Origin of the sequence: Psychroflexus planctonicus, assembly GCF_014640195.1 — a bacterium.
GTDB classification, from domain to species: Bacteria; Bacteroidota; Bacteroidia; order Flavobacteriales; family Flavobacteriaceae; genus Psychroflexus; species Psychroflexus planctonicus.
Window position 1 is genome coordinate 5269 of sequence record NZ_BMGM01000016.1, and the last position, 21507, is coordinate 26775.

General features: G+C 38.2%; 8 protein-coding genes and 1 pseudogene. 8 read left to right on the forward strand and 1 reads right to left on the reverse strand.

Annotated elements, in window-relative coordinates; genetic code table 11:
- Positions 1 to 380: 380 nt before the first annotated feature.
- Positions 381 to 1295, reverse strand: a complete 915-nt coding sequence (locus tag IEV72_RS13320; RefSeq protein ID WP_188459618.1) for a helix-turn-helix domain-containing protein — start codon at positions 1293 to 1295, stop codon at positions 381 to 383.
- Positions 1296 to 1881: 586 nt separating this feature from the next.
- Here IEV72_RS13320 and IEV72_RS13675 point away from each other — a divergent pair.
- From IEV72_RS13675 to IEV72_RS13360, 8 genes and pseudogenes are all read left to right on the forward strand, one after another.
- Complete coding sequence (locus IEV72_RS13675; RefSeq protein ID WP_229731934.1) at positions 1882 to 2940, forward strand: phage tail-like protein; 1059 nt, start codon at positions 1882 to 1884, stop codon at positions 2938 to 2940.
- Positions 2941 to 3138: 198 nt separating this feature from the next.
- Positions 3139 to 3507, forward strand: coding sequence for a T9SS type A sorting domain-containing protein (locus tag IEV72_RS13330; protein WP_188459619.1), 369 nt, complete (start codon positions 3139 to 3141; stop codon positions 3505 to 3507).
- Positions 3508 to 3579: 72 nt separating this feature from the next.
- Positions 3580 to 3789, forward strand: coding sequence for a hypothetical protein (locus tag IEV72_RS13335; protein ID WP_188459620.1), 210 nt, complete (start codon positions 3580 to 3582; stop codon positions 3787 to 3789).
- Between the two features lie 573 nt (positions 3790 to 4362).
- A complete protein-coding gene (locus IEV72_RS13340; RefSeq protein WP_188459621.1) occupies positions 4363 to 8247 on the forward strand; it encodes a T9SS type A sorting domain-containing protein in 3885 nt (1294 codons plus the stop codon).
- A 7-nt stretch (positions 8248 to 8254) separates the two neighbouring features.
- Positions 8255 to 8464 (forward strand): hypothetical protein, encoded by a 210-nt coding sequence (locus IEV72_RS13345; RefSeq protein ID WP_188459622.1) that lies wholly within the window; start codon positions 8255 to 8257, stop codon positions 8462 to 8464.
- Between the two features lie 566 nt (positions 8465 to 9030).
- Positions 9031 to 13686 (forward strand): T9SS type A sorting domain-containing protein, encoded by a 4656-nt coding sequence (locus tag IEV72_RS13350; protein WP_188459623.1) that lies wholly within the window; start codon positions 9031 to 9033, stop codon positions 13684 to 13686.
- A gap of 7 nt (positions 13687 to 13693) precedes the next feature.
- Positions 13694 to 13903, forward strand: coding sequence for a hypothetical protein (locus tag IEV72_RS13355; protein ID WP_188459624.1), 210 nt, complete (start codon positions 13694 to 13696; stop codon positions 13901 to 13903).
- A 798-nt stretch (positions 13904 to 14701) separates the two neighbouring features.
- A pseudogene (locus IEV72_RS13360) lies at positions 14702 to 21507 on the forward strand (hypothetical protein); the annotation flags it as partial.

The following is a 21507-nucleotide window of genomic DNA, read 5'->3' on the forward strand; positions in this document are numbered from 1 at the left end:
GCCCGAAGCACCGATTAATATGTTAATATATGCTGGATTAGTTGTAGGTAGCTATTTTGGTATAAAAAAAATAAAAGCATAAAAGCATGTTGAAGCGATTAAAAAAAATCAACAAGCTCGATGTCATATCCTATATTTTATACCTAGCTATTGCTATAATTCTTGTAAACATCATCTTCGTTCTTCAAGAACAAATACAGCTTGAAAAAGAGCTTGAGTTGATGAAGCAAGGGATGTAAAGATAGTATTGTGAGTTATTTTTAAAACCACCTTTTACGTAAAGTAAGGGTGGTTTTTTTATTTAAGAAAAATATTTATTGTTGATTTGAAATTTAAAATATGACTTTAAACTGTTTGGGGCTAAATTAGATACTAGTTTATTAGGGTCTTTTTAAAGATGTTAAATATTCATTAGGAGTTTTATTGCAAAACTGCTTAAAAGAGCGATTAAAAGACTGTTGACTTCCAAAACCACACTCATTTACTAAAGCACTTACCGAAAATTTATCTAAAAAACCACTTTCAATTTGTGAGCAAGCATAATTAATTCTATGAGAATTTAAGTACTTCGGAACTGTCATGTTCCTATTAATTTTAACAGCCTGCCTTATTGAATGAGAACCTAGATTTAAATCAGCACTTAAATTGCTTAATGTGTAAGTTGGTTTTAAATAGGGTTTTTCATCAATTAAAAAACTATCAATTTGTTTGAATTCAGACATAAATTTTTTTGAAGAAAAAGGCTTTATTGAACTTATATTTTTTAAAAGGAAAGGTATAGCAATTAAAACTAATAGACTTGAAATAATTAGTAGTTTATTAAAAAGTAGGATGAATGATGATGGTATATTTAATAAATTCAAGATAATAAACAAGCTGCTAATAAAAGTACTTGACAAAAACAAAGTTATATATAGATAGCTGAATTTTAGGATGTTAATTTTAGTACTCTCTTCTATTTTTTCATTTTTATATAATTTATAAATATCGATTACAATTTTTGAACTGTAATAAATACTAATTAAAGTGAAAACAAATACAACGTCTTTATAATTGTAAAAATATGTTTTAATTAGAGACATAAAAGTATCAGAAGCAAAAACATTAAAATTAAAGTTAGTTATTTCAAGACCAGAAAAATTAATTAAATAAACACCAAAAAATAAAATAAATAAAATACCATCTATTAAATTTAGTTGAGCTCGTTTTTGTTTATTTATGGAAGCTATAAATTTAAAAATAGATAAGAGCGAGATAACTTTTATCGAACTGATTAATAATAATGGTAATGCCACATCAAGAGAAAGATACAAGCAAAAATTTAAAATTATTAACGTTTGCGAAGTAAAATGAGTGACTAAGTAAATTTGATGATAACTATTAGTCTTATTAATTCGTCTAAATAGAGTAAAGTTTATATAAAGAACTACAAAAAATATCAAAAAAACGGGGTATATCATTGGATCATCTTCTTATTTTAAAATAAAAAATGCAATCTATTTTAACAATTTTGAATTCTCTTAAAACACTGATAATTATTTTTTTTAAAATTAAATTTTTAGTCATTACAATTGTTTAAAAATATTTTCAAAATTAAAAAATAATCTCTTTTCTAAATTAGAATATCCAAAATAATTACAACAACAAAAGGTTGCTTAGGTTTCAAGAACTACTAAGAGAGAGAAAAATCTAAACGAAGTATAAGGTTTTGTTAATCAATATTCTTGATCTTATTTTTAAAAATTCATCATTCAACTTATTTTTTGAAATACCATAAAATAGTTTCACTCAATTGTTAATTTATGAGTGAACATACAAAGCTTTTTCAAAGCTTGGAGACATGCATTTAATAGTTTTGGATTTTCATTTAAAATAATTATGATGAAATTTACATTATACCTTTTACTCACACTTTTATCTACTTTAACTTTCCATGCCCAAGTTGGAATTGGCACTACAACCCCAGATGCTTCAGCACAACTTGAGCTACATAGTACCGAAAAAGGCTTTTTACCACCGCGGATGAGCCAAATTGAAAGAGATCAAATTGTTAATCCTGCAGAGGGTTTGATGATTTATAACCTAACTACTAATCAATTAAATTTATTTAATGCTACTGAATGGATGAATTTAGATGGTTCTTCAGCAGCTTCAACCGAGCCAAATCCGCCTATTATAGGAACAGCAGTTGCATCTAATGAAGAAGTTGTTGTAAGCTTTACCGCACCAGAATCCGATGGAGGATCTCCTATAATCTCTTATACTGCTACTTCATCTCCTGAGGGGATTACTGGGACAGTTTCTCAGGAAGGCAGTGGCAATATAACAGTAAACGGTCTTACCAATGGTACTTCATATACGTTTACTGTAACCGCCACTAACTCAATAGGAACTAGCTTACCAAGTAGTCCTTCTAATAGTAGTTCACCTTTTTTTACCCCATCTGTTGGTTCTAGTTACCAAGGTGGTACGGTTGCTTATATTTTAGCGCCTGGAGATCCTGGCTATGTAGAAGGTGAAGCACACGGAATTATAGCTTCTACAAATGACTTAGAACAAGCAAAGTGGGGCTGTCATGGAGATATTATTAGCGGTGCAGGTGGAACAGCAATTGGTACTGGTTATCAAAATTCAATCAATATTAATAGTGGATGTAGTCTTTCAGATTGTGCTGCAAAACTTGCCTTTAATTATACAGTAATAGATGATGGTGTTACTTATAACGATTGGTATCTCCCAAGTCAAGATGAACTTATAAAACTCTATTCAAATAAAAACACAATAGGTAATTTCGTAAATAGTGGTTCTTATTGGTCTTCAACTCAAAACAACAATTCTGATCCTGCTGCAAATGCAAGAGCTATTAATATGGGAAACGGTAGTATAGGTGTTGGTAAAAAATTTGATACAAGAAGGGTTCGTGCCATTCGTTCTTTTTAAAGAAATCTTAATTTATCCTAATACACTTCATAATAAGAAGCTAGATTTATGTTGAGAATTAATAAGTGAAAAATAGTTTAAGATTGAGATATAAAAAATCATTGTTGTCCGACAAAAATACAGAATTGATATTAAAGCTTCATAAATGCTCTTAAATCCGCTATAAATTTCATTTTACTCAATAGCATTGTTTGAATATTGTTAACAGATGGCGAAGTTTATTCCTTTAGCGTTGATGCCAATGTTGCGGAATCGCTAGATAGTCAGCGTTTTTCCTTAAAGTTTGATGCAGAAACCATGAGCATGGAAGATGTAGACAAAAAGTGGTTTAGCCTCTACCCTAACCCAGCGGTAGATGTAGTGCAACTACAAAGCAACTTAGCCTTAACAGGCAAAGCAAGTGTAGCTGTTTACAACATGCTAGGACAACAAATGCAAATTAAAGCAGAAGCAATAAGTAATACCAACTTGCGCTTAAGCTTAGGCCATTTAGAGTCTGGTGTATACATTGTACAACTTACCGACCAAGAAGGCAATAGCTACACCCAAGAATTAATTAAGAAGTAAATCATAAATCTAAAACATGCCCACTACGCATTTAAAACCAGTAGTGGGCATGTTATAAAAAATAAAGAGATCATGCAGAAATTAAATATAAAATTAGGTATCGCAATTAGCTTACTTTTCATATTAGTACTCATGCCGGAAGCGCAAGCACAGAGTGTAGAAGAAGTATTCGATTTTGATAACGATAATGTAAACGATGTGCCCGAAGCACCGATTAACATGTTAATATATGCCGGATTAGTTGTAGGTAGCTATTTTGGTATAAAAAAAATAAAGCCATAAAAGCATAAAAGCATGTTGAAGCGATTAAAAAAAATCAATAAGCTCGATGTGGTATCCTATATTTTATACATAGCTATTGCTATAATTCTTGTAAACATTATCTTCGTTCTTCAAGAACAAATTCAGCTTGAAAAAGAGCTTGAGTTGATGAAGCAAGGCCGGTAAAAATAGTATTGTGAATTATTTTTAAAACCACCTTTTACGCAAGTAAGGGTGGTTTTTTTAATTATGCTAATTTAAATATCTATTATGTAGGTATAATACCGATGTACCAGCCTGCTGCTGGCTGGTATTTTAAGAAGCATTTATGCAACATTTAAAAAAGTAATGGGTATTAATTCTCTAAAAATGGAGAGTTAAATCGCAAAGTAAATTTATTTATGATATTGGCTTCAATATTGCTAAAATTAAACATAAATTTGATATAGACAAAATTGTTTATTCATCAATAAACTGATATACAGCTATTTATATAAGTTAAATTCTAGGCTTGTCTATATGATATCTATATCTAATTTTTGAAACAAGTGAATTTTAGAAATAAGTTTGTTGATTAAATAATACTTTTTATCTATGAAAAAAATTACATTTAAAAATCTTCAAGAGCTAAGTCTTTTGTTGCTTATTTGCTTAAGCTATTTAAGTAGTTATGGGCAAATTGAAATCAATACATGGGAAGACTTAGATAACGTTCGTAATGATCTTTCAGCTAATTACATTCTTAATGTTGATTTAAATGAAAATTCTGTTGGATATCAAACCTACGCTTCACCTTCAGCTAATGCAAACGATGGCTGGGAACCCATTGGAAGTGCATCTAGTCCTTTCACAGGAACGTTTGATGGTAATAACAAAACAATAAACGGATTAGTAATCAATAGACCAACTCTTGCTGGAGTTGGTTTTTTTGGTAAAGCCAATGGAGCAAGCATATCTGATTTAACATTAACCAATGTCGATATTACAGGATCACACGAAGTTGGAAGTTTAATTGGAACAAATATACCAGGAACAGATACTGAAGTGAATAATGTTCATGTTACTGGAGCTGTTACTTCCGCAAGAACTGGAAGTAATGCTGCTGATTGCGGTGGTCTTTTAGGTTTTGTTTACAATATAAATGTCATCAATTCTTCTACATCAGTTTCGGTAACAGCAGAAGGGAGAAATGTTGGTGGTATAGTAGGTGATGGCACAACAGACTCATCGTTTTCAGGTTGTTTTGCCACAGGCTCAGTTACAAGTACTGGAAATCAAGGTCATGTTGGGGGTTTTGCAGGACTTTACAGAGGTAGTGGCATATCTAATTCTTTCTCTTTAGGCAATGTTACAAGAGGAGGAACAACAGGAAGTATTAGTGTTGGTGCTGGTGGTTTTATTGGAAGTTTTACTGGCACATCTACAATTAGCAATTGTTATTCCATTGGGAAAGTAACAAGTACCAGTGGGGGAACCACAAATATTGGAGGTTTTATAGGTACTGGAGCAAGTGTAGGAACTACATTATCAAATTGCTACTGGGATACTGATGTTTCTAATTTGACAAGTGCCTATGGTGATGGTACAAAAACTGGCGTTAATGGGCGAACAACAACTCAAATGAAAACCCAAACTAATTTCAGTAATTGGGATTTTTCTGGTGTTTGGTCAATGTCATCTCCATTAACCTACAATGAATATCCAGCTTTAAAATATACAAGCCCTGTAAGTATTGCACCAACAACAACTAACGAAATTGCAACCTTAGCTAATCTATTATGGATAGCGGAAGACGTTACTAGATGGAATGGTAACTACACGCAAACTGGAGATATAAATACAGTATTTACTTTTGGCTGGAATGGCAATGCATCAGCAAGTTCAAATTATACCGCAAGAGGCTGGACACCTATAGGAGAAAATATTAGTGAAGTTGATGGGGGTACTCAATTTACTGGGGACTATGATGGTCAAGGCTTTACTATTTCTAACTTATACATCGACAACACATCTGAAATAGGTATGGGACTTTTCGGTTGGATAAAAGATGCCAATATCCACAATTTAAAACTCAGTGACGGAAATGTTAGAGGGAGAGGTAGAACGGGAATTATTATCGGTCGTGCAGATGATTCTGTTCTCAGTCGCTTATCGGCAAGCGGTACTGCCTATGGTTCTGGTCCGGACAATGGCTATAGCCAAATAGGTGGAATTGTAGGCTACTTGGTAGATAGCAGTGTTAATGAATCCTTTAGTAGTGTTGTAATTGATTCAAATGGTGGAAGCTTAGGCTCGCTGGTTGGTTTTTGTACGAGTGCTGATGGCAGTGGTAGTTCTATTTCCAATAGTTACGCCACTGGTGCGGTAACTTCACAGAATAACTTTGATTACCTAGGTGGTCTCACTGGCGGTTTACAAAATACATCAGTGACCAATTCTTACGCTACTGGAGAAGTAACAAGCACTGCATCAAGTAATGTAGGCGGACTAGTTGGCGGAGAATTGGGAAGTAGCAGTGTCGTTACCAATAGTTTTTATGACACTGAAACAAGTGGTTTAAATGTTACCGCTGTTGGTGGCACAGGCAAAACCACTGAAGAAATGCAACAAGCAAGCACATTTCTTGAAGCAAATTGGGATTTTACATCATCAAATGAAATTTGGGGAATTAATCAAAATGATAACAATGGCTATCCTTTTTTAAGATATCAGGATAATGTTTCTGATTCTGATCACATCTATTTAGGAACATCTACTGGTCTTCTAACTAACCCATCAAGTTGGTCTGAAGCTTCAGTACCAACTTCCTTAACAACAGTTCGTATTCCTTCTAAAGTTGCTTCAAACAACATTAGCTTAGAGGTGGATGAAGACTTGGAAATTGCTACTCTATTTATTGAAAATGAAGATGGGAATTTGGTTGTCTTACCAACCAAAAGCATTAAAGTGAACGACAACATCACCAACAACGGTCAAATTACCTTTAAAAGTGATGCTTCAGGCGATAGTCACTTTGATGAATTTACAGGAAGTATTTCAGGTAGTGGTACTGCAGTAAGTGAAAAATACTACCCCGCCAAACGCGCCTTTAGAATGGTAGCTAGTCCCGTAGATGGCGGTAGCATCTTTGACAACTGGCAAAACGGCGGAGCTAATGAAGCGGGAATTGGTACCCATATTACGGGAGACAATACAGGAACAGAAGGAGAACCTAATTCAACTACAGGATTAGATTATACAGCTACAGGTAACCCGTCTTTATTTAGCTTTAGTAATGCCAATGGTTGGGAAGCCGTTATCAATACTAATGGTACAAATTTAAGCGTAGGTGCACCTTACCGTTTAATGGTGCGTGGCGATCGTGGAATTGACCTAGACTCCAATGAATCTTTTGGAGAAACGACTTTAATCTCAACAGGAACTTTACAAGTAGGAAACATAGCACCAACATTCCCAAGTGCAACGGCAGGCAGCAATACCTTTGCTTTTATTGCCAATCCCTATCAATCTAGAATTGATGTTAGTGAAGTCCTTACTGCCAATAGCAGCAATGCTGATGATACTAGACTTTGGGTGTGGGACCCAATGATTAATACGCGTGGAGCTTTTGTCACCATAGATCAATTATCAGGAAATGGCACCACAACTCCTAGCTCGGATGCTACTAAATTTATTGAACCTGGACAGGCGTTCTTTATTCAGTTAACAGGTGGAGATTCACAGATTTCTTTTACAGAGAGTGTGAAAGACATAACAACTTCGTTAAATAAACCTGCACCATTAAGTAATAATCAAATGAGTTTATTATTCGAGTTGCAAAATGAAGAAAGTCAGATTATCGATGCCATTCGTTTGCGTTTTGCCGCTGATGGAATTACTGAGGTAGATGCAGCAGATATTGCTAAAATGGGAAATATCGATGAAAACCTAGCTTCTGTCAATCAAAACAGCTTGTTTAGCATTCAGCGTAGAAACTTTCCAGAAAATGATGAGGTGATTCCCCTATTTACTAACAATTGGCGAAATCAAGACTACAGCTTTGTGGCCAACTTATCTAATTTTGAAACAACAGAAGTTTATTTAGTAGATGCGTATTTAGGAACAGAAACTTTGTTAGCAGATGGCGAAGGGTATCACTTTAGCGTTGATGCCAATGTAGCGGAATCGCTAGATAGCCAGCGTTTTTCCTTAAAGTTTGATGCAGAAACCATGAGCATGGAAGATGTAGACAAGAAGTGGTTTAGCCTCTACCCTAACCCAGCAGTAGATGTAGTGCAACTACAAAGCAACTTAGCCTTAACAGACAAAGCAAATGTAGCTGTTTACAACATGCTAGGACAACAAATGCAAATTAAAGCAGAAGCAATAAGTAATACCAACTTGCGCTTAAGCTTAGGCCATTTAGCCTCTGGTGTATACATTGTACAACTTACCGACCAAGAAGGCAATAGCAACACCCAAGAATTAATTAAAAAGTAAAGAGATCATGCAGAAATTAAATATAAAATTAGGTATCGCAATTAGCTTACTTTTCATATTAGTACTCATGCCTGAAACACAAGCACAGAGTTTAGAAGAAGTATTCGATTTTGATAACGATAATGTAAACGATGTACCCGAAGCACCGATTAACATGTTAATATATGCCGGATTAGTTGTAGGTAGCTATTTTGGTATAAAGAAAATAAAAGCATAAAAGCATGTTGAAGCGGTTAAAAAAAATCAATAAGCTCGATGTCATATCCTATATTTTATAACTAGCTTTTGCTATAATTCTTGTATACATCATCTTCGTTCTTCGAGAACAAATACAGCTTGAAAAAGAGCTTGAGTTGATGAAGCAAGGGAGGTAAAGATAGTATTGTGAGTTATTTTTAAAACCACCTTTTACGTAAAGTAAGGGTGGTTTTTTTAATTATGCTAATTTGGATATCAATTATGTAGGTATAATGCCGATGTACCAGCCTGCTGTTGGCTGGTATTTTAAGAAGCATTTATGCAACATTTAAAATAGTAATGGGTATTAATTCTCTAAAATGGAGAGTTAAATCGCAAAGTAAATTTATTTATGATATTGGCTTCAATATTGCTAAAATTAAACATAGATTTGATATAGACAAAATTGTTTATTCATCAATAAACTGATAGAAAGCTATTTATATAAGTTAAATTCTAGGCTTGTCTATATGATATCTATATCTAATTTTTGAAAGATGTGTATTTAAAAAATATGTTTGTAGATTAAATATTATATTTTAATCTATGAACAAAATTACAATTTCAAACTTTGGTTTTTTTTATGTTTTGCTTTTTTTTTGCTTTTCTCTAGGTAATGCGCAAAATATTGTGGTTAGTGGAGCAGGTACTTCCGCTGCAAATGGAACTTACATTCAAGATGGCACTTATAATAGCAAACCCAAATACGTAAAAGATGGAGATTCTTCATGGGAGCTAAAATATGATTGTTTTATGTTCGCCTGTGATGGATGGGGTATTATCCAATACGGAAACAGTGAATATTATTACTCAAATGAAGATGTGGCTACACCCGATTTGGTTTCTTCATGGAATGTGGGCTATGGGTCTTTTCCCGCGCCAAGTGTCGAAACTGTTACAATGTCAATTGAATATTCTACAAATGCTTTTATAGAGTCTGATGTTTTGAATAATGGATCTATCAGAAATTCAATTAGCATAACATACAATGCACCAAACGGCGATTCTTTTACAGGAGCAATTGGTGAGAACTTTGTGCTAACTGGAAAAGTTACAGTAAACAATGTGCCATTCGGATTAACGGCTAGTGTAATAAAACAATCTGATGAAGAAGTCTTGTTTTCATTAACTGGTGCTGCAAATGCACATACTAATTCTAATGATACTTCCAATTTATTCATAGATTTTGACAATAGTGCCTTTTCTTTTGGAAATTCATTTGAAATCACAGATTCTTATAAATATATAGATGTAAATTTTATTGAAAAAATTACGGTAGGTTCAAGTGGTGCAGATTATACTTCAATAAATGCCGCAATAGCTGCTGCAGATGAATACGATATTATAGATATAGCAGCAGAAACCTTTACCCTAACAAATACAATTGATGTAAATAAATCTTTATCAATAAGAGGACAGGGTGCTGACCAAACTATAATCCAAGGTAACACTGGGGTTACAACATCTGGTATAGGCATGAGGTTGTTAGAAGCTGATTTTATAGATGAAATAAAATTAGAGGATCTAAGCTTCAGATATGCTTTTATTACTACTGGAGATGCAGGTACTGTAAATTTTCAATATATTAAAAACGTTGAAATAAATCGTTGTGAGTTTAAAGGTAACAGAGCAATAAACACCGCTGCTAAAGGATGTGGAATTTATAATTTTGATGTGAAAAACTTTTTAGTTCAAAATTCTTTGTTTACCGATAATGTAGTTCCAAATGCAGAGAATGATGCTGGTGGCTCTGCAATATTTAATGAAAATACAAAAAAAGTTACTATTAAAAATTCTACATTTTACAATAATCAACTTTTACATAGTAATGGCACACCATCTGGAGGTACTGTATTATTTGGTTTTTATTCAAGTTCAGAGCTAAACGATAATCCTGAAGCCCATATAATCAATTGTACGTTTACCAATAATGAAGGTTATCGTGGAGGGGCAATTTCTATTAATTGGTTTGATTACAATATAATGATTACGAACTCAATTTTGTATGGTAATACAGCAAATGATGAGGGAAATAATTTATACAATGCATATAATTACAGTACAACAATAAGTGCAATAAACTCAATAGTAGACGATAGTGAAAGTGTTAATGGTACTTCTACCAACCTAAGTTCTTCAAATCCCTTATTAAATGCATTGGCGGATAATGGTGGTCCAACACACACTATTTCCTTACAAACAGGCAGTCCAGCTATCAATGCAGGTGTAGAAAATAGCGATGTTCCCGATACCGATCAAAGAGGATATAATAAAAATGGAATTAGAGATATCGGCGCATACGAATATAACGGCTCTCCCTATGCGGGTGGCGATGGTACATCAGGTAACCCTTACCAAATTGCAAATTTAGACCACCTTGAGAGATTGAGTAATTCTAATGAAGATTGGGACAAACACTTTATACAAACCGCAAATATTGATGCTTCAGCTACTTCAACATGGAATGCTGGTGAAGGTTTTAGTCCGATTGGAAACAATACCACTAAATTTTCGGGAACTTACAACGGACAAAATAATACCATCGACGGTTTGTTTATCGATCGTTCAGCAGAGATTTACCAAGGTTTATTTGGTTACAAAACAGATGGCGAGTTAAAAAACATTGTTTTAACGAACGTGGAAATTACTGGTAGTGCTTGGACTGGAGGACTAGTGGGAAGATATGGTGATGGGTCTACAACTGCGGGTTTAATAGAGAGTTGTTCGGTAACTGGAGGAACAGTAACAGCTACATTTAATGGACAAGTACGAACGGGTGGTTTGGCTGGTTTGGTAAATGGAGGTGTGAATGTGAGCAATTCTAATGCAAACGTAGTAGTTGCTGGTGAAGAGCGTTTAGGTGGTTTAATTGGAGAAATTACAGTGGAAAATACACTCATTGGTACTAAAGGAATTGTGGCAGATTGTTATGCCTTAGGAAATGTGGATGGAACAGCCCGACAAAGTGCTGGGTTAATTGGATACATGAATATTAATACCATTTTACGGGGCTCTTATGCTACAGGTGATGTAACGGGAACTGATGTTTCTACAGGTGGTTTAGTAGGGTATTCTAACACTGGAACGGAAATATATAATTGTTATGCCACAGGTAATGTAACTGGTGGTGCTCATGTAGGTGGTTTAATTGGTTATAACCGTGCAGATGTGACCAATTGTTATTCTACAGGTTCCGCTTCGGGAACTTCTTCGGTTGGGGCTTTTATGGGAACTTTAAATGCAGGCACGGTAACAGGTTGTTTTTGGGATACGGAAACTTCAGGACAAACATCTTCAGCAAGCGGCACAGGCAAAACCACTGCAGAAATGAAACAAGCTAGCACATTCCTTGGAGCAAGTTGGAGCTTAGCTCACACTGGCCACTGGAGCTCCGCCTTTTGGATAGTTTGGGGAATTAATCAAAATGATAACAATGGCTATCCTTTTTTAAGAAGTCAAGGCTTTACACCAGATTATATTTTTGTAGGTTCAAGCTCAAGCAGTCAAGGTGTTGGTTCAAATTGGTCTGAAGCTTTAGTTCCTAATCCAACTCAAACAATTCGTATTCCAAGTAAAACGGTTTCAAATAACCATAACTTAGAGCTAGATGAAGATTTCGAAATGGCTTCAATTGTTATTGAAAACAGCAATGCTAACCTAGTAGTTACACCTACACATAGCTTAAAAGTGAACAATTCAATTATGAATGATGGAAAAATCACTTTTAAAAGCGATGCCACTGGCGATAGTTATTTTGATGAATTTTCAGGAAGTATGAGCGGTTCAGGTGATATTGTGGTTGAAAAATATTATCCACAAAAACGCGCTTTTAGAATGGTAACCAGTACGGTAAATTCAACTGCATCAATTTATGATAACTGGCAAAATGCTGGACTTAATGAAGCTGGTATTGGAACACATATTACCGGTTCAACAACAGGAGCCAACGGATTTGACCAAACCTTAACAGGTGCAGCTTCTATGTTCGAATTTATTACAGGAACCGGTTGGCAAGCTGTTGCTAACACCAACAATACCAACTTGGTGGCTGGAAAACCCTATCGTTTATTGGTAAGAGGAGACAGAAGTATCGACTTAAACTCTAACGAATCGGCAAGCGCGACCACTTTAGTGACCACAGGAAGTTTACTAACTGGAAACCAGAATTTAAGCTTCCCAAGTGCAGTTGCAGGTAGTACTACCTTTGCATTTATCGCAAACCCTTACCAAAGTAGAATTGATATAAGCGAAGTACTAAGTGCAAATGCTAGTGCTTATAATAATCAACTTTGGGTGTGGGACCCAATGATTAACACCCGTGGAGCTTTTGTAACGATTGATGAACTTTCTTCAGGAAATGGAGATACAACTCCTAGCTCGGATGCTACTAAATTTATTGAACCTGGGCAAGCGTTCTTTATTCAGTTAATAGGAACAAATTCTAATATTTCATTTACTGAAAGTGTGAAAGACATAACAACTTCGTTAAATAAACCAGCGCCATTAAGTAATAATCAAATGAGTTTATTATTCGAGTTGCAAAATGAAGAAAGTCAGATTATCGATGCCATTCGTTTGCGTTTTGCCGCTGATGGAATTACTGAGGTAGATGCTTTAGACATTGCTAAAATGGGGAATATCGATGAAAACCTAGCTTCAGTCAATCAAAACAGCTTGTTTAGCATTCAGCGTAGAAACTTCCCAGAAAATGAAGAAGTGATTCCGTTATTTAATAACAACTGGCGTAATCAAGACTACAGCTTTGTTGCCAACTTATCTAATTTTGGAACAACAGAAGTTTATTTAGTAGATGCGTATTTAGGTACGGAGACTTTGTTAGCAGATGGAGAAACGTATCACTTTAGCGTTGATACCAATGTGACGGAATCGCTAGATAGTCAGCGTTTTTCCTTAAAGTTTGATGCAGAAACCATGAGCATGGAAGATGTAGACAAAAAGTTGTTTAGCCTCTACCCTAACCCAGCCGTAGATGTAGTGCAACTACAAAGCAACTTAGCCTTAACAGGCAAAGCAAGTGTAGCTGTTTACAATATGCTAGGACAACAAATGCAAGTTAAAGCAGAAGCAATGAGTAATACCAACTTGCGCTTAAGCTTAGGCCATTTAGAGTCTGGTGTATACATTGTACAACTTACCGACCAGGAAGGCAATAACTACACCCAAGAATTAATTAAAAAATAGAGAGTTCATGCAGAAATTAAATATAAAATTAGGTATCGCAATTAGCTTACTTTTCATGTTAGTACTCATGCCGGAAGCGCAAGCACAGAGTTTAGAAGATGTATTCGATTTTGATAACGATAATGTAAACGATGTGCCCGAAGCACCGATTAATATGTTAATATATGCCGGATTAGTTTTAGGAATCTATTTTGGTATTAAAAAAATAAAAGTATAAAAGCATGTTAAAGCGGTTAAAAAAAATCAACAAGCTCGATATTTTATTATATATTTTATATATGGTAATTGCTATAATTCTTGTAAACATTATCTTGCTTCTTCGAGAACAAATACAACTTGAAAAAGAAATTGAGTTATTAAGGCAAGGCTGGTAAAGATATTATTGTGAATTATTTTTAAAACCACCTTTTACGCAAGTAAGGGTGGTTTTTTTTATTGAATACAAAATTTGGCTAAAGTCTTTTGATGCTCATAATTGATAAGCGGGAACAATCCTATTTCTAATGATAAGAAAAAATGTTTGTTGTTGATTTGAGATTTAAAAATAGGATTTTAAATTAGTTGGAAGTTAAGCAATAGGTTCTAAAATTTAAGGTGTATTATAATCCAAAGAACTGCTGTCTAATTAAATAAAACCTAAACATTCAAAAAACAAAAGATTGGTTGCGTAACCAACTTAATCTAATACTTGATGACCTACCTTCTGAACATAAAAAGAAGTTTAGTTTGCTCAAACAAGAATTAAAATCAACTATTCTTCTAAAGATATTGCCTTGCTAACCAACCGTTCGCTGCGTACCATCGAAAATTCAAGAAGCCTCATGCGGAAAAAGCTTCAACTTAATCCAAATGAAAAATTTACAAAATTTCATAATATCTATTTAACTGTTTAATAGGTTTTTAAAATAGAAAAGGAAGTTTTTGTGAATTGCTTTTTCTTATTCAGTAGGTTTTCGTGAGTATAATTTTAATGTAGTTAATGTGCTACATTATATTTTCGCGAAAAAAATAAACGATGCAACGACTTGCTTATTCCATTTTTTCGATCCTATTATTCAGTTCGTTTTTTGGTTTTAGCCAAACCTTGACCATTAGTAATAGCGGTGAAACTGGAACTTCTGGTAACAACTGGTCAACCTCAGGCTCTAACCCGGTAACAATTACAGCAACAGGTACTGCCAATGTTAATACCAGTGTAATTGAAGGCTATTTAAATGCGGGTACAAGTGTAATGCTGGAGGGTTTGTTAATTATGGTATCCAACGCCATAGATAAAACAGCTGGTGGTGATGCGACATTAACGATTAGAGCAGGCGGCACCAATACCGTAGGATATGGTCGGGTAAGCATAGGTGCAGATATTCAATCCACCTTAGGAGCATTAAATATTGTGTTATGGTCGGATTATAACAATCACAACCGTGCGGGTGCTACCGCGGCTGCTTCGGCTACCATTACTACCAATGGCGGACATTTTTGGATGGGGGGTAGTGCAACTGCACAAGGAAGTACTACATGGAATGGCTTAACCGTTGGAGATGGACCATCAGTAAATGCAGCAGGTGCTACCAATCAAAATGCAATTGATTTTAATGGGGTTACTTTAAGCACAAGTGGTGGTGATGTATTTATGTGGGCTGCTCCTGGCGCTGGTGCAGGTACTCAAGGAATTAATTTTCATACTTCATCATCAGTCAATACAGGGACAGGGGATATTATTTTAGCTGCAGATGTGCTTGCTGGAGCACCTACTTTAACATCTACAGGACATTTATATTTAGTGCCAGATGGAGGTGCTTACGGAGGTGCCGTAACTTGGAGTCATAATAATGCTTCCCAAAATATTGACGTAAGTGGTACCTTTAATGCATTAAACATTAATGCTTTTAATAGTTTAGGCGGATTTACGATTGGGGAGTATACTGGAATGACTGGTGTTACCTTTTCCAATACTTCAAACATAACCGTTACAAATTCAATAGATGTTGCAGGACCTATTACATTAAAAGGAACAGCAATTACTGTAAATCATGATGTTATTTCTTCAACTGCTGACGATATTACATTATCTGCAACCAATGGTTTCGCATCTGGAACAACTACCAGAAGAAATATCACAAGTGCCAATGGCAATATTGTAATTGAAGCAGATGCAGATGCTAATGGCTCAGGTACTTTAGATATTGATTATTTAACTTTTGATGCAGGATCTGGTGATTTAACACTTAGATCTGAGGTTTTATCGTGGTTTACTGGTGCAGGAGCAAAACCTTGGTTGAATGGAACAGGCGCGATAACCTTAGAGTCGAATGATGCATCACTTGGACAAATACTAGAAACAGTGTATTATGAAATTGATCAAGATGGCGATGGTTACAGTGGTTTAACTATTGGTAAATCAACCAATGCGCAAAATGTAACTATTAATACAGCAGAGGAAGTTGCGGGTACAGTATCGGTGTATGGTAGCACCATTAGTGTCGATTCAAACCTGACTTCTACCGCCAGCGGCGCAGATATCTTGCTCAAGGCTTCGGCCGGCATCGTCAACGAAGGCTTTGCGATCACAAGCAACGCCGGTGACATCACCCTGTGGGCCAACAGCACCAGCACCACGGGCGCGCCGACCACAGGCGGGGTTTACCTGAAAGACAACAGCTCGCTCGACAGCCGCTCCAATACGGACCGTACGGCAGCTAACATCAGCACGGCCACGGGGGGCGGTACGATCACACTGGGTGGCGGCAGCGCCAGCACCACCTTGGCTTCGGGTACGGTAGTACCGACTGGCTACGCACAAAATATCAGCGGTACATCCAACGGTATTGGCTTGGGCACCGACAGTAGGACTGGTCACGACGCCAATATCAATGTCTACTCCGGGGGCGGCGATATCAGCTTGAGTGGTCAGAACACGGTAGCGGGTGGATCGAACTTTAAAATGGGGGTTCAAACCTATGGTGGTGTAACGATTGACGCTGGCACCGATGGCAATCTGACCATTGATGGTTTGTCAACTGGCGACGTCAACCCCAATGGTATTGAACTAGGTAGCTGGGCTGGAGGCTCCACGGCGGGTCTGTACAAAACCAGTGGCACGGGCTCAATCAGTATCACAGGAACGGCTTCAGGCGGCAGTAGCAGCATGATCGGGTTTTCGAGTGCGTCGCTCAATACTATTGAGGCCACGGGCACCGGTAGCATCACGCTCAATGGTAGCAGTAGCGTGGGCAACAGTACCAACCCAGACCTGCGTTTGGGCGGCGCCATTCTGGCGGCCAGCGGCGGTATTACGGTTAATGCCAACACGACGGGCGGCCATTTACTCAATGGCGCTACCTTTGGCCGCAAGGCGGAGAGCGACGTTCTCACCTCCAGCAGCAATGTGACGCTGAACGCGGACAGCTTTACTTTCTTTTCGGGAAGTAGCATTGCCACCACCGGCACAGTAACTATTCAACCCATCTCCACAAGTACGAGTTTCAGCAGTACATTGAATGTGACAAGCAACCTAGCCCTATCCAGTGATGTCAGTGGCTTGACCCTTGGTAAAGAAGGCAATACAGCCAATATCACCACCGCAACAGCCCAAACTATCGCCGGACCCATTTCGGTGTATGGGGGGGGTATCACTGTTAATCAAAATTTAAGCTCTACCGCCAGTGGTGCGGATGTTTTGCTTAAAGGCACCGGCCTTATAAGTGTCGCCGCAGACACAGACATACAAACCAACAACGGAGACATTGTTCTTTGGTCGAATTCGGCTGATGGAACAGCTGGTGGTATTGATATCAACAACAATGCCGGCTTTAACTCCGCAAATGGTTTAACTAATCAGAACACTGGCGGTGGCCGAATCTGGTTCGGTGGTGGCTCGGCCGTGAACGGTGAGGGTTTACCGACTGGGGCTGCTAACGGTGGTATTCATTTAGGAACGCCGAATGAGACAACGGACATCAAAATCTATTCCGGTGGCGGGGACGTATCATTTAACGGTTCCGCGAATACAGCCGTTGCTCTCATGGGTGTGCAGTGGGACGAAATTGGATTGATAGACGCGGGCGCAGGGTCTATTTCAATTACGGGTCATAGCACGGCTGGCCATGGTATTGAGCTTGGTGCTTATGGAGGCCAATTTACGCTGAAGGCTGCTGGCGGCATCACGATTGATGGAGAAACCACCTCCGCGGGCGGATACACAGGGCTTCAGGGTAATGGTGGCAACATCTTGGTCACGGGTGGCGCCGCGATTGATATAAACGGTGCAGCTGAAAATTCGACGTTCAAAGGAATTAACCTAGCCTCAACGAATATTTTGGCAGCGTCTGGTCAGATTTCGCTGGACGGTGGTAGCAAAGGCATTCGGTTGTCCACGTTCGCCATCGGTGAGAAAGACAGCACTGACGTCAGCACTAGCACAAGTAATATTGAGTTAATCGGCGACGAAATGTCGTTTTTTAATTCCTCTACGATTGCGAGCGACGGTACGTTGAATGTGCTGTCATCGGGTGCGAGTTTTTCAAGTACCTTGACTTGGCCTACGAATCTGACGACGGGTAGTAACTTAACAAGTTTGACCATTGGCAAAGTCAGCAACACGGCGGACGTTACCATCAGTGGTGCTGCGAGTATCGCTGGTCCGATCACCCTCTACGGCGGTGATATCACTATTAATGAGAGCATCGACACCACCGCCGGCGCAGCCAATGGTGATCTGTTATTAAAGGCTTCCGGGGGTATTTCGCTAGCGGCAGACAAATCGGTCACTACATCCGGTGGTGATGTCATCTTATGGGCCAATAGTAACAATGTAATCACTGGTACCGCGAGTAACGGCATCACTTTGGCCGGATCGAATACCGTATCTACTTCTGGCGGCAAAATTGTCTTAGCTGGTGGATTAGATGATGGCGGTAATGGCGGAACAGGCAGTGATGGAATTCCAGATGGATATTCATATAGCGGAAGCAGCTCAGATCAGGGCATAGAGTTAGCGAATGCCGCAAGCCTGCTATCAGGTGGTGGAGACATTCTCATACGAGGTGCAGGAGGAACTAAAGAAGGCATAATAGCTCTAAGTCAACTTTTAATCGATGCAGGTACAGGTGTTATTGTTATAGAAGGTAAGTCTTCTGGATTAAAAGGCATTAACCTTGGTGGCACCTCTCCTAATATTGCCATTACCTCTGCTAGTCCACAGATGGCGGCTATTGTTATCACGGGCACGTCTACAACCAATTTTTATGGGATTGACCTGGGCAATACATTTGGAAGCGGTAATATCTTGATTCAATCCACAGCTGCTATAGGGGGTGGAGTGACCATAACAGGCACTTCCAAAGGCAATATAGGACTGCATAACAGAATCAATAACGGACGAACACAAATTTTAAGTAATGCAGGTGATATCAATATTACGACTAACAATACTGAAAATAATAAATTCGATTTTTTTGTCGCCTCACAAGACGGCTTTAATGTTGGTGAGCGTTCTGATGGCCAATCGGTTAATGGCGTTACTCCAGTTACGGGATTTACCGGCAATGTAACGATCACTGCAAGGCATTCTATAAATTTAGAGGACGCTTTAAACATTGAAAGTGCAGGCCAAAACGCAAATATTACCTTAACGGCAGACAATATTGTTGGTTCTGGAACTGCTACGCTCACAGCAGGAGGGGGGTTGGTATACGAGCCGTATTCCGCCAGTTTCTCCGTAGCGCAATCTTGGCCTCCGAATAATTTAACGGTATCGAGTGGCTTTAGCCGCCTCCGTTTGGGCAAACAAGGCAACACCGCCAACATCACCATTGATAGCGCCCAAACTATCGCTGGCCCGATTTCGGTGTATGGCGGTAATATTGCCATCAATGAAAACCTGAATACGAGTGCAGGTAGCGCAGCAGGCGATGTATTGCTGAAGGCTTCCGGTAATGTCAACCTAGCCAACACCAAATCCATTACCACAGCAGGTGGCGATGTTACCTTTTGGGCGGACGCCGACAACAATCGAGTAGGTGGTATCCGCATAGGAAGCGACACTGCAGGTGTATTCACCACGGCGATTAGCACGAATGGTGGCGATATCGTTTTGAGTGGCGGTTCAGATCCCTTGACTGGCTATGCACATTATGACGGTTCTTTGGGTGCTGCCTTTTCCACATACCGTTACGCGATTGGCGTTTTTGGCGCTACGCTCAATGCAGGTGGTACCACTGAGGGTGGCAATATTGTGGTCCGCGGTAGCGGAGGTAACACATTCAATGGGCTCTTGTGGACGGTAAATATTGGTGGGCAATATGGTGCTAATACTAAGTTGGAGACCAATGGAACTGGAACGATTTCGATTGTGGGAGATGGTAGTGAGGCCCCTGCCAATGCAACGGCGAATAATAGCCGTAATTCCTGGGCTACTATCATTCCTGGTACAGTGGAAACAGAATCAGGAAATATCGCATTAATAGGACTTGCCAATGTAGCCCGGTTGAATGCTCGCGGCTTTTCAATCAGCGGTGCTATCCAATCAGTAAGTGGTGCGATTACCTTGGAAGACCGTACCCCAAATACAGCTAGTTCTAATTATAATGGTCCATTTATCAATGCCGCAAAATTTGGAAAAGGATCGCTTTCTGCTTCATCGAGTAATGTGAGTCTTGTGGCGGATAAATTTGCCTTTAATAATAATGTGGCAATTAACACAACTGGGACTGTTGCAATTTCCTCTTATGGCGATAGTTTCCTTGGTGCACTTAGCTTTCCGATCAGTAATTTGAATGTAAGTAGTACGGCAGGTGGGCTTACTATTGGTAAACCAACCAATACAGCCAACATCACTTTTGGTTCTGCAACAAGCATCGCCGGTCCAATCACCGCTTACGGTGGCACAATTACCTTAAACGCTAATTTGACTACTACCAACGGCGGCGATATTTCCCTTTATACCGATAATGCATTGGGGGGATTAACCACATCGAGAACCCTTACCGCAGCAGGTGCGTTTAAATACATTCCTAGAGGGACTACTTTTTCAGCGGATGTAACTTATCCGATAACCAACTTAACGGCTTCAAGTACAGGTTTAACCATTGGTAAAGCAACCAACGATAAAAACATTACGATTAATGAGGATGTCACCAGCGATGCGGGTATTGAGTTATTTGGAAATGATATAAATATCAATGCCAATTTAGAAACTACTAATTCTGCTAATTTAGCGTTTAAAGGAAATACAACCATTGCCGCAGGCCAACACATTGCTTCTAATGGTAACTTTACCCACGATGGCGATTTGCTCTTTAAATCTGATGCCACCAACGGCGATGCTTACTTAGGAAGTATTAACGGAACCTATACCAAAACATCAGGAACCGTTATCACTGAAAAATTCTACCCTGCTAAACGCGCCTTTAGAATGGTGGCTAGTCCGGTAAATTCTAGTACTTCAATTTACGACAACTGGCAAAACGGAGGGAACAATGTAACGGGTATTGGAACCCATATTACGGGTTCGGGTAGTGGAGCTAATGGATTTGATCAAACAGCAACTGGTAATCCTTCTATGTTTGAGTTTATTACAGGAACGGGGTGGCAAGCCATACCCAATACCAATGCTACTAATTTAACAGTAGGAACTCCCTACCGACTTATGGTACGTGGCGATCGAGATCCTGATTTACTAATCGATAATAATGCTACTCCCAATCCTACGACTTTAATTTCAACGGGTGATTTAAAAGTAGGAACAGAAACTTTTAATTTCCCCAATGCGTCCGCAGGTTCAACAACCTTTGCTTTTGTGGCTAACCCATATCAATCTAGAAT

Coding starts and splice junctions, on each gene's coding strand:
- IEV72_RS13675 (WP_229731934.1), top strand. CDS start 1,882: ATGAAATTTACATTATACCTTTTACTCACACTTTTATCTACTTTAACT.
- IEV72_RS13335 (WP_188459620.1), top strand. CDS start 3,580: ATGCAGAAATTAAATATAAAATTAGGTATCGCAATTAGCTTACTTTTC.
- IEV72_RS13340 (WP_188459621.1), top strand. CDS start 4,363: ATGAAAAAAATTACATTTAAAAATCTTCAAGAGCTAAGTCTTTTGTTG.
- IEV72_RS13345 (WP_188459622.1), top strand. CDS start 8,255: ATGCAGAAATTAAATATAAAATTAGGTATCGCAATTAGCTTACTTTTC.
- IEV72_RS13350 (WP_188459623.1), top strand. CDS start 9,031: ATGAACAAAATTACAATTTCAAACTTTGGTTTTTTTTATGTTTTGCTT.
- IEV72_RS13355 (WP_188459624.1), top strand. CDS start 13,694: ATGCAGAAATTAAATATAAAATTAGGTATCGCAATTAGCTTACTTTTC.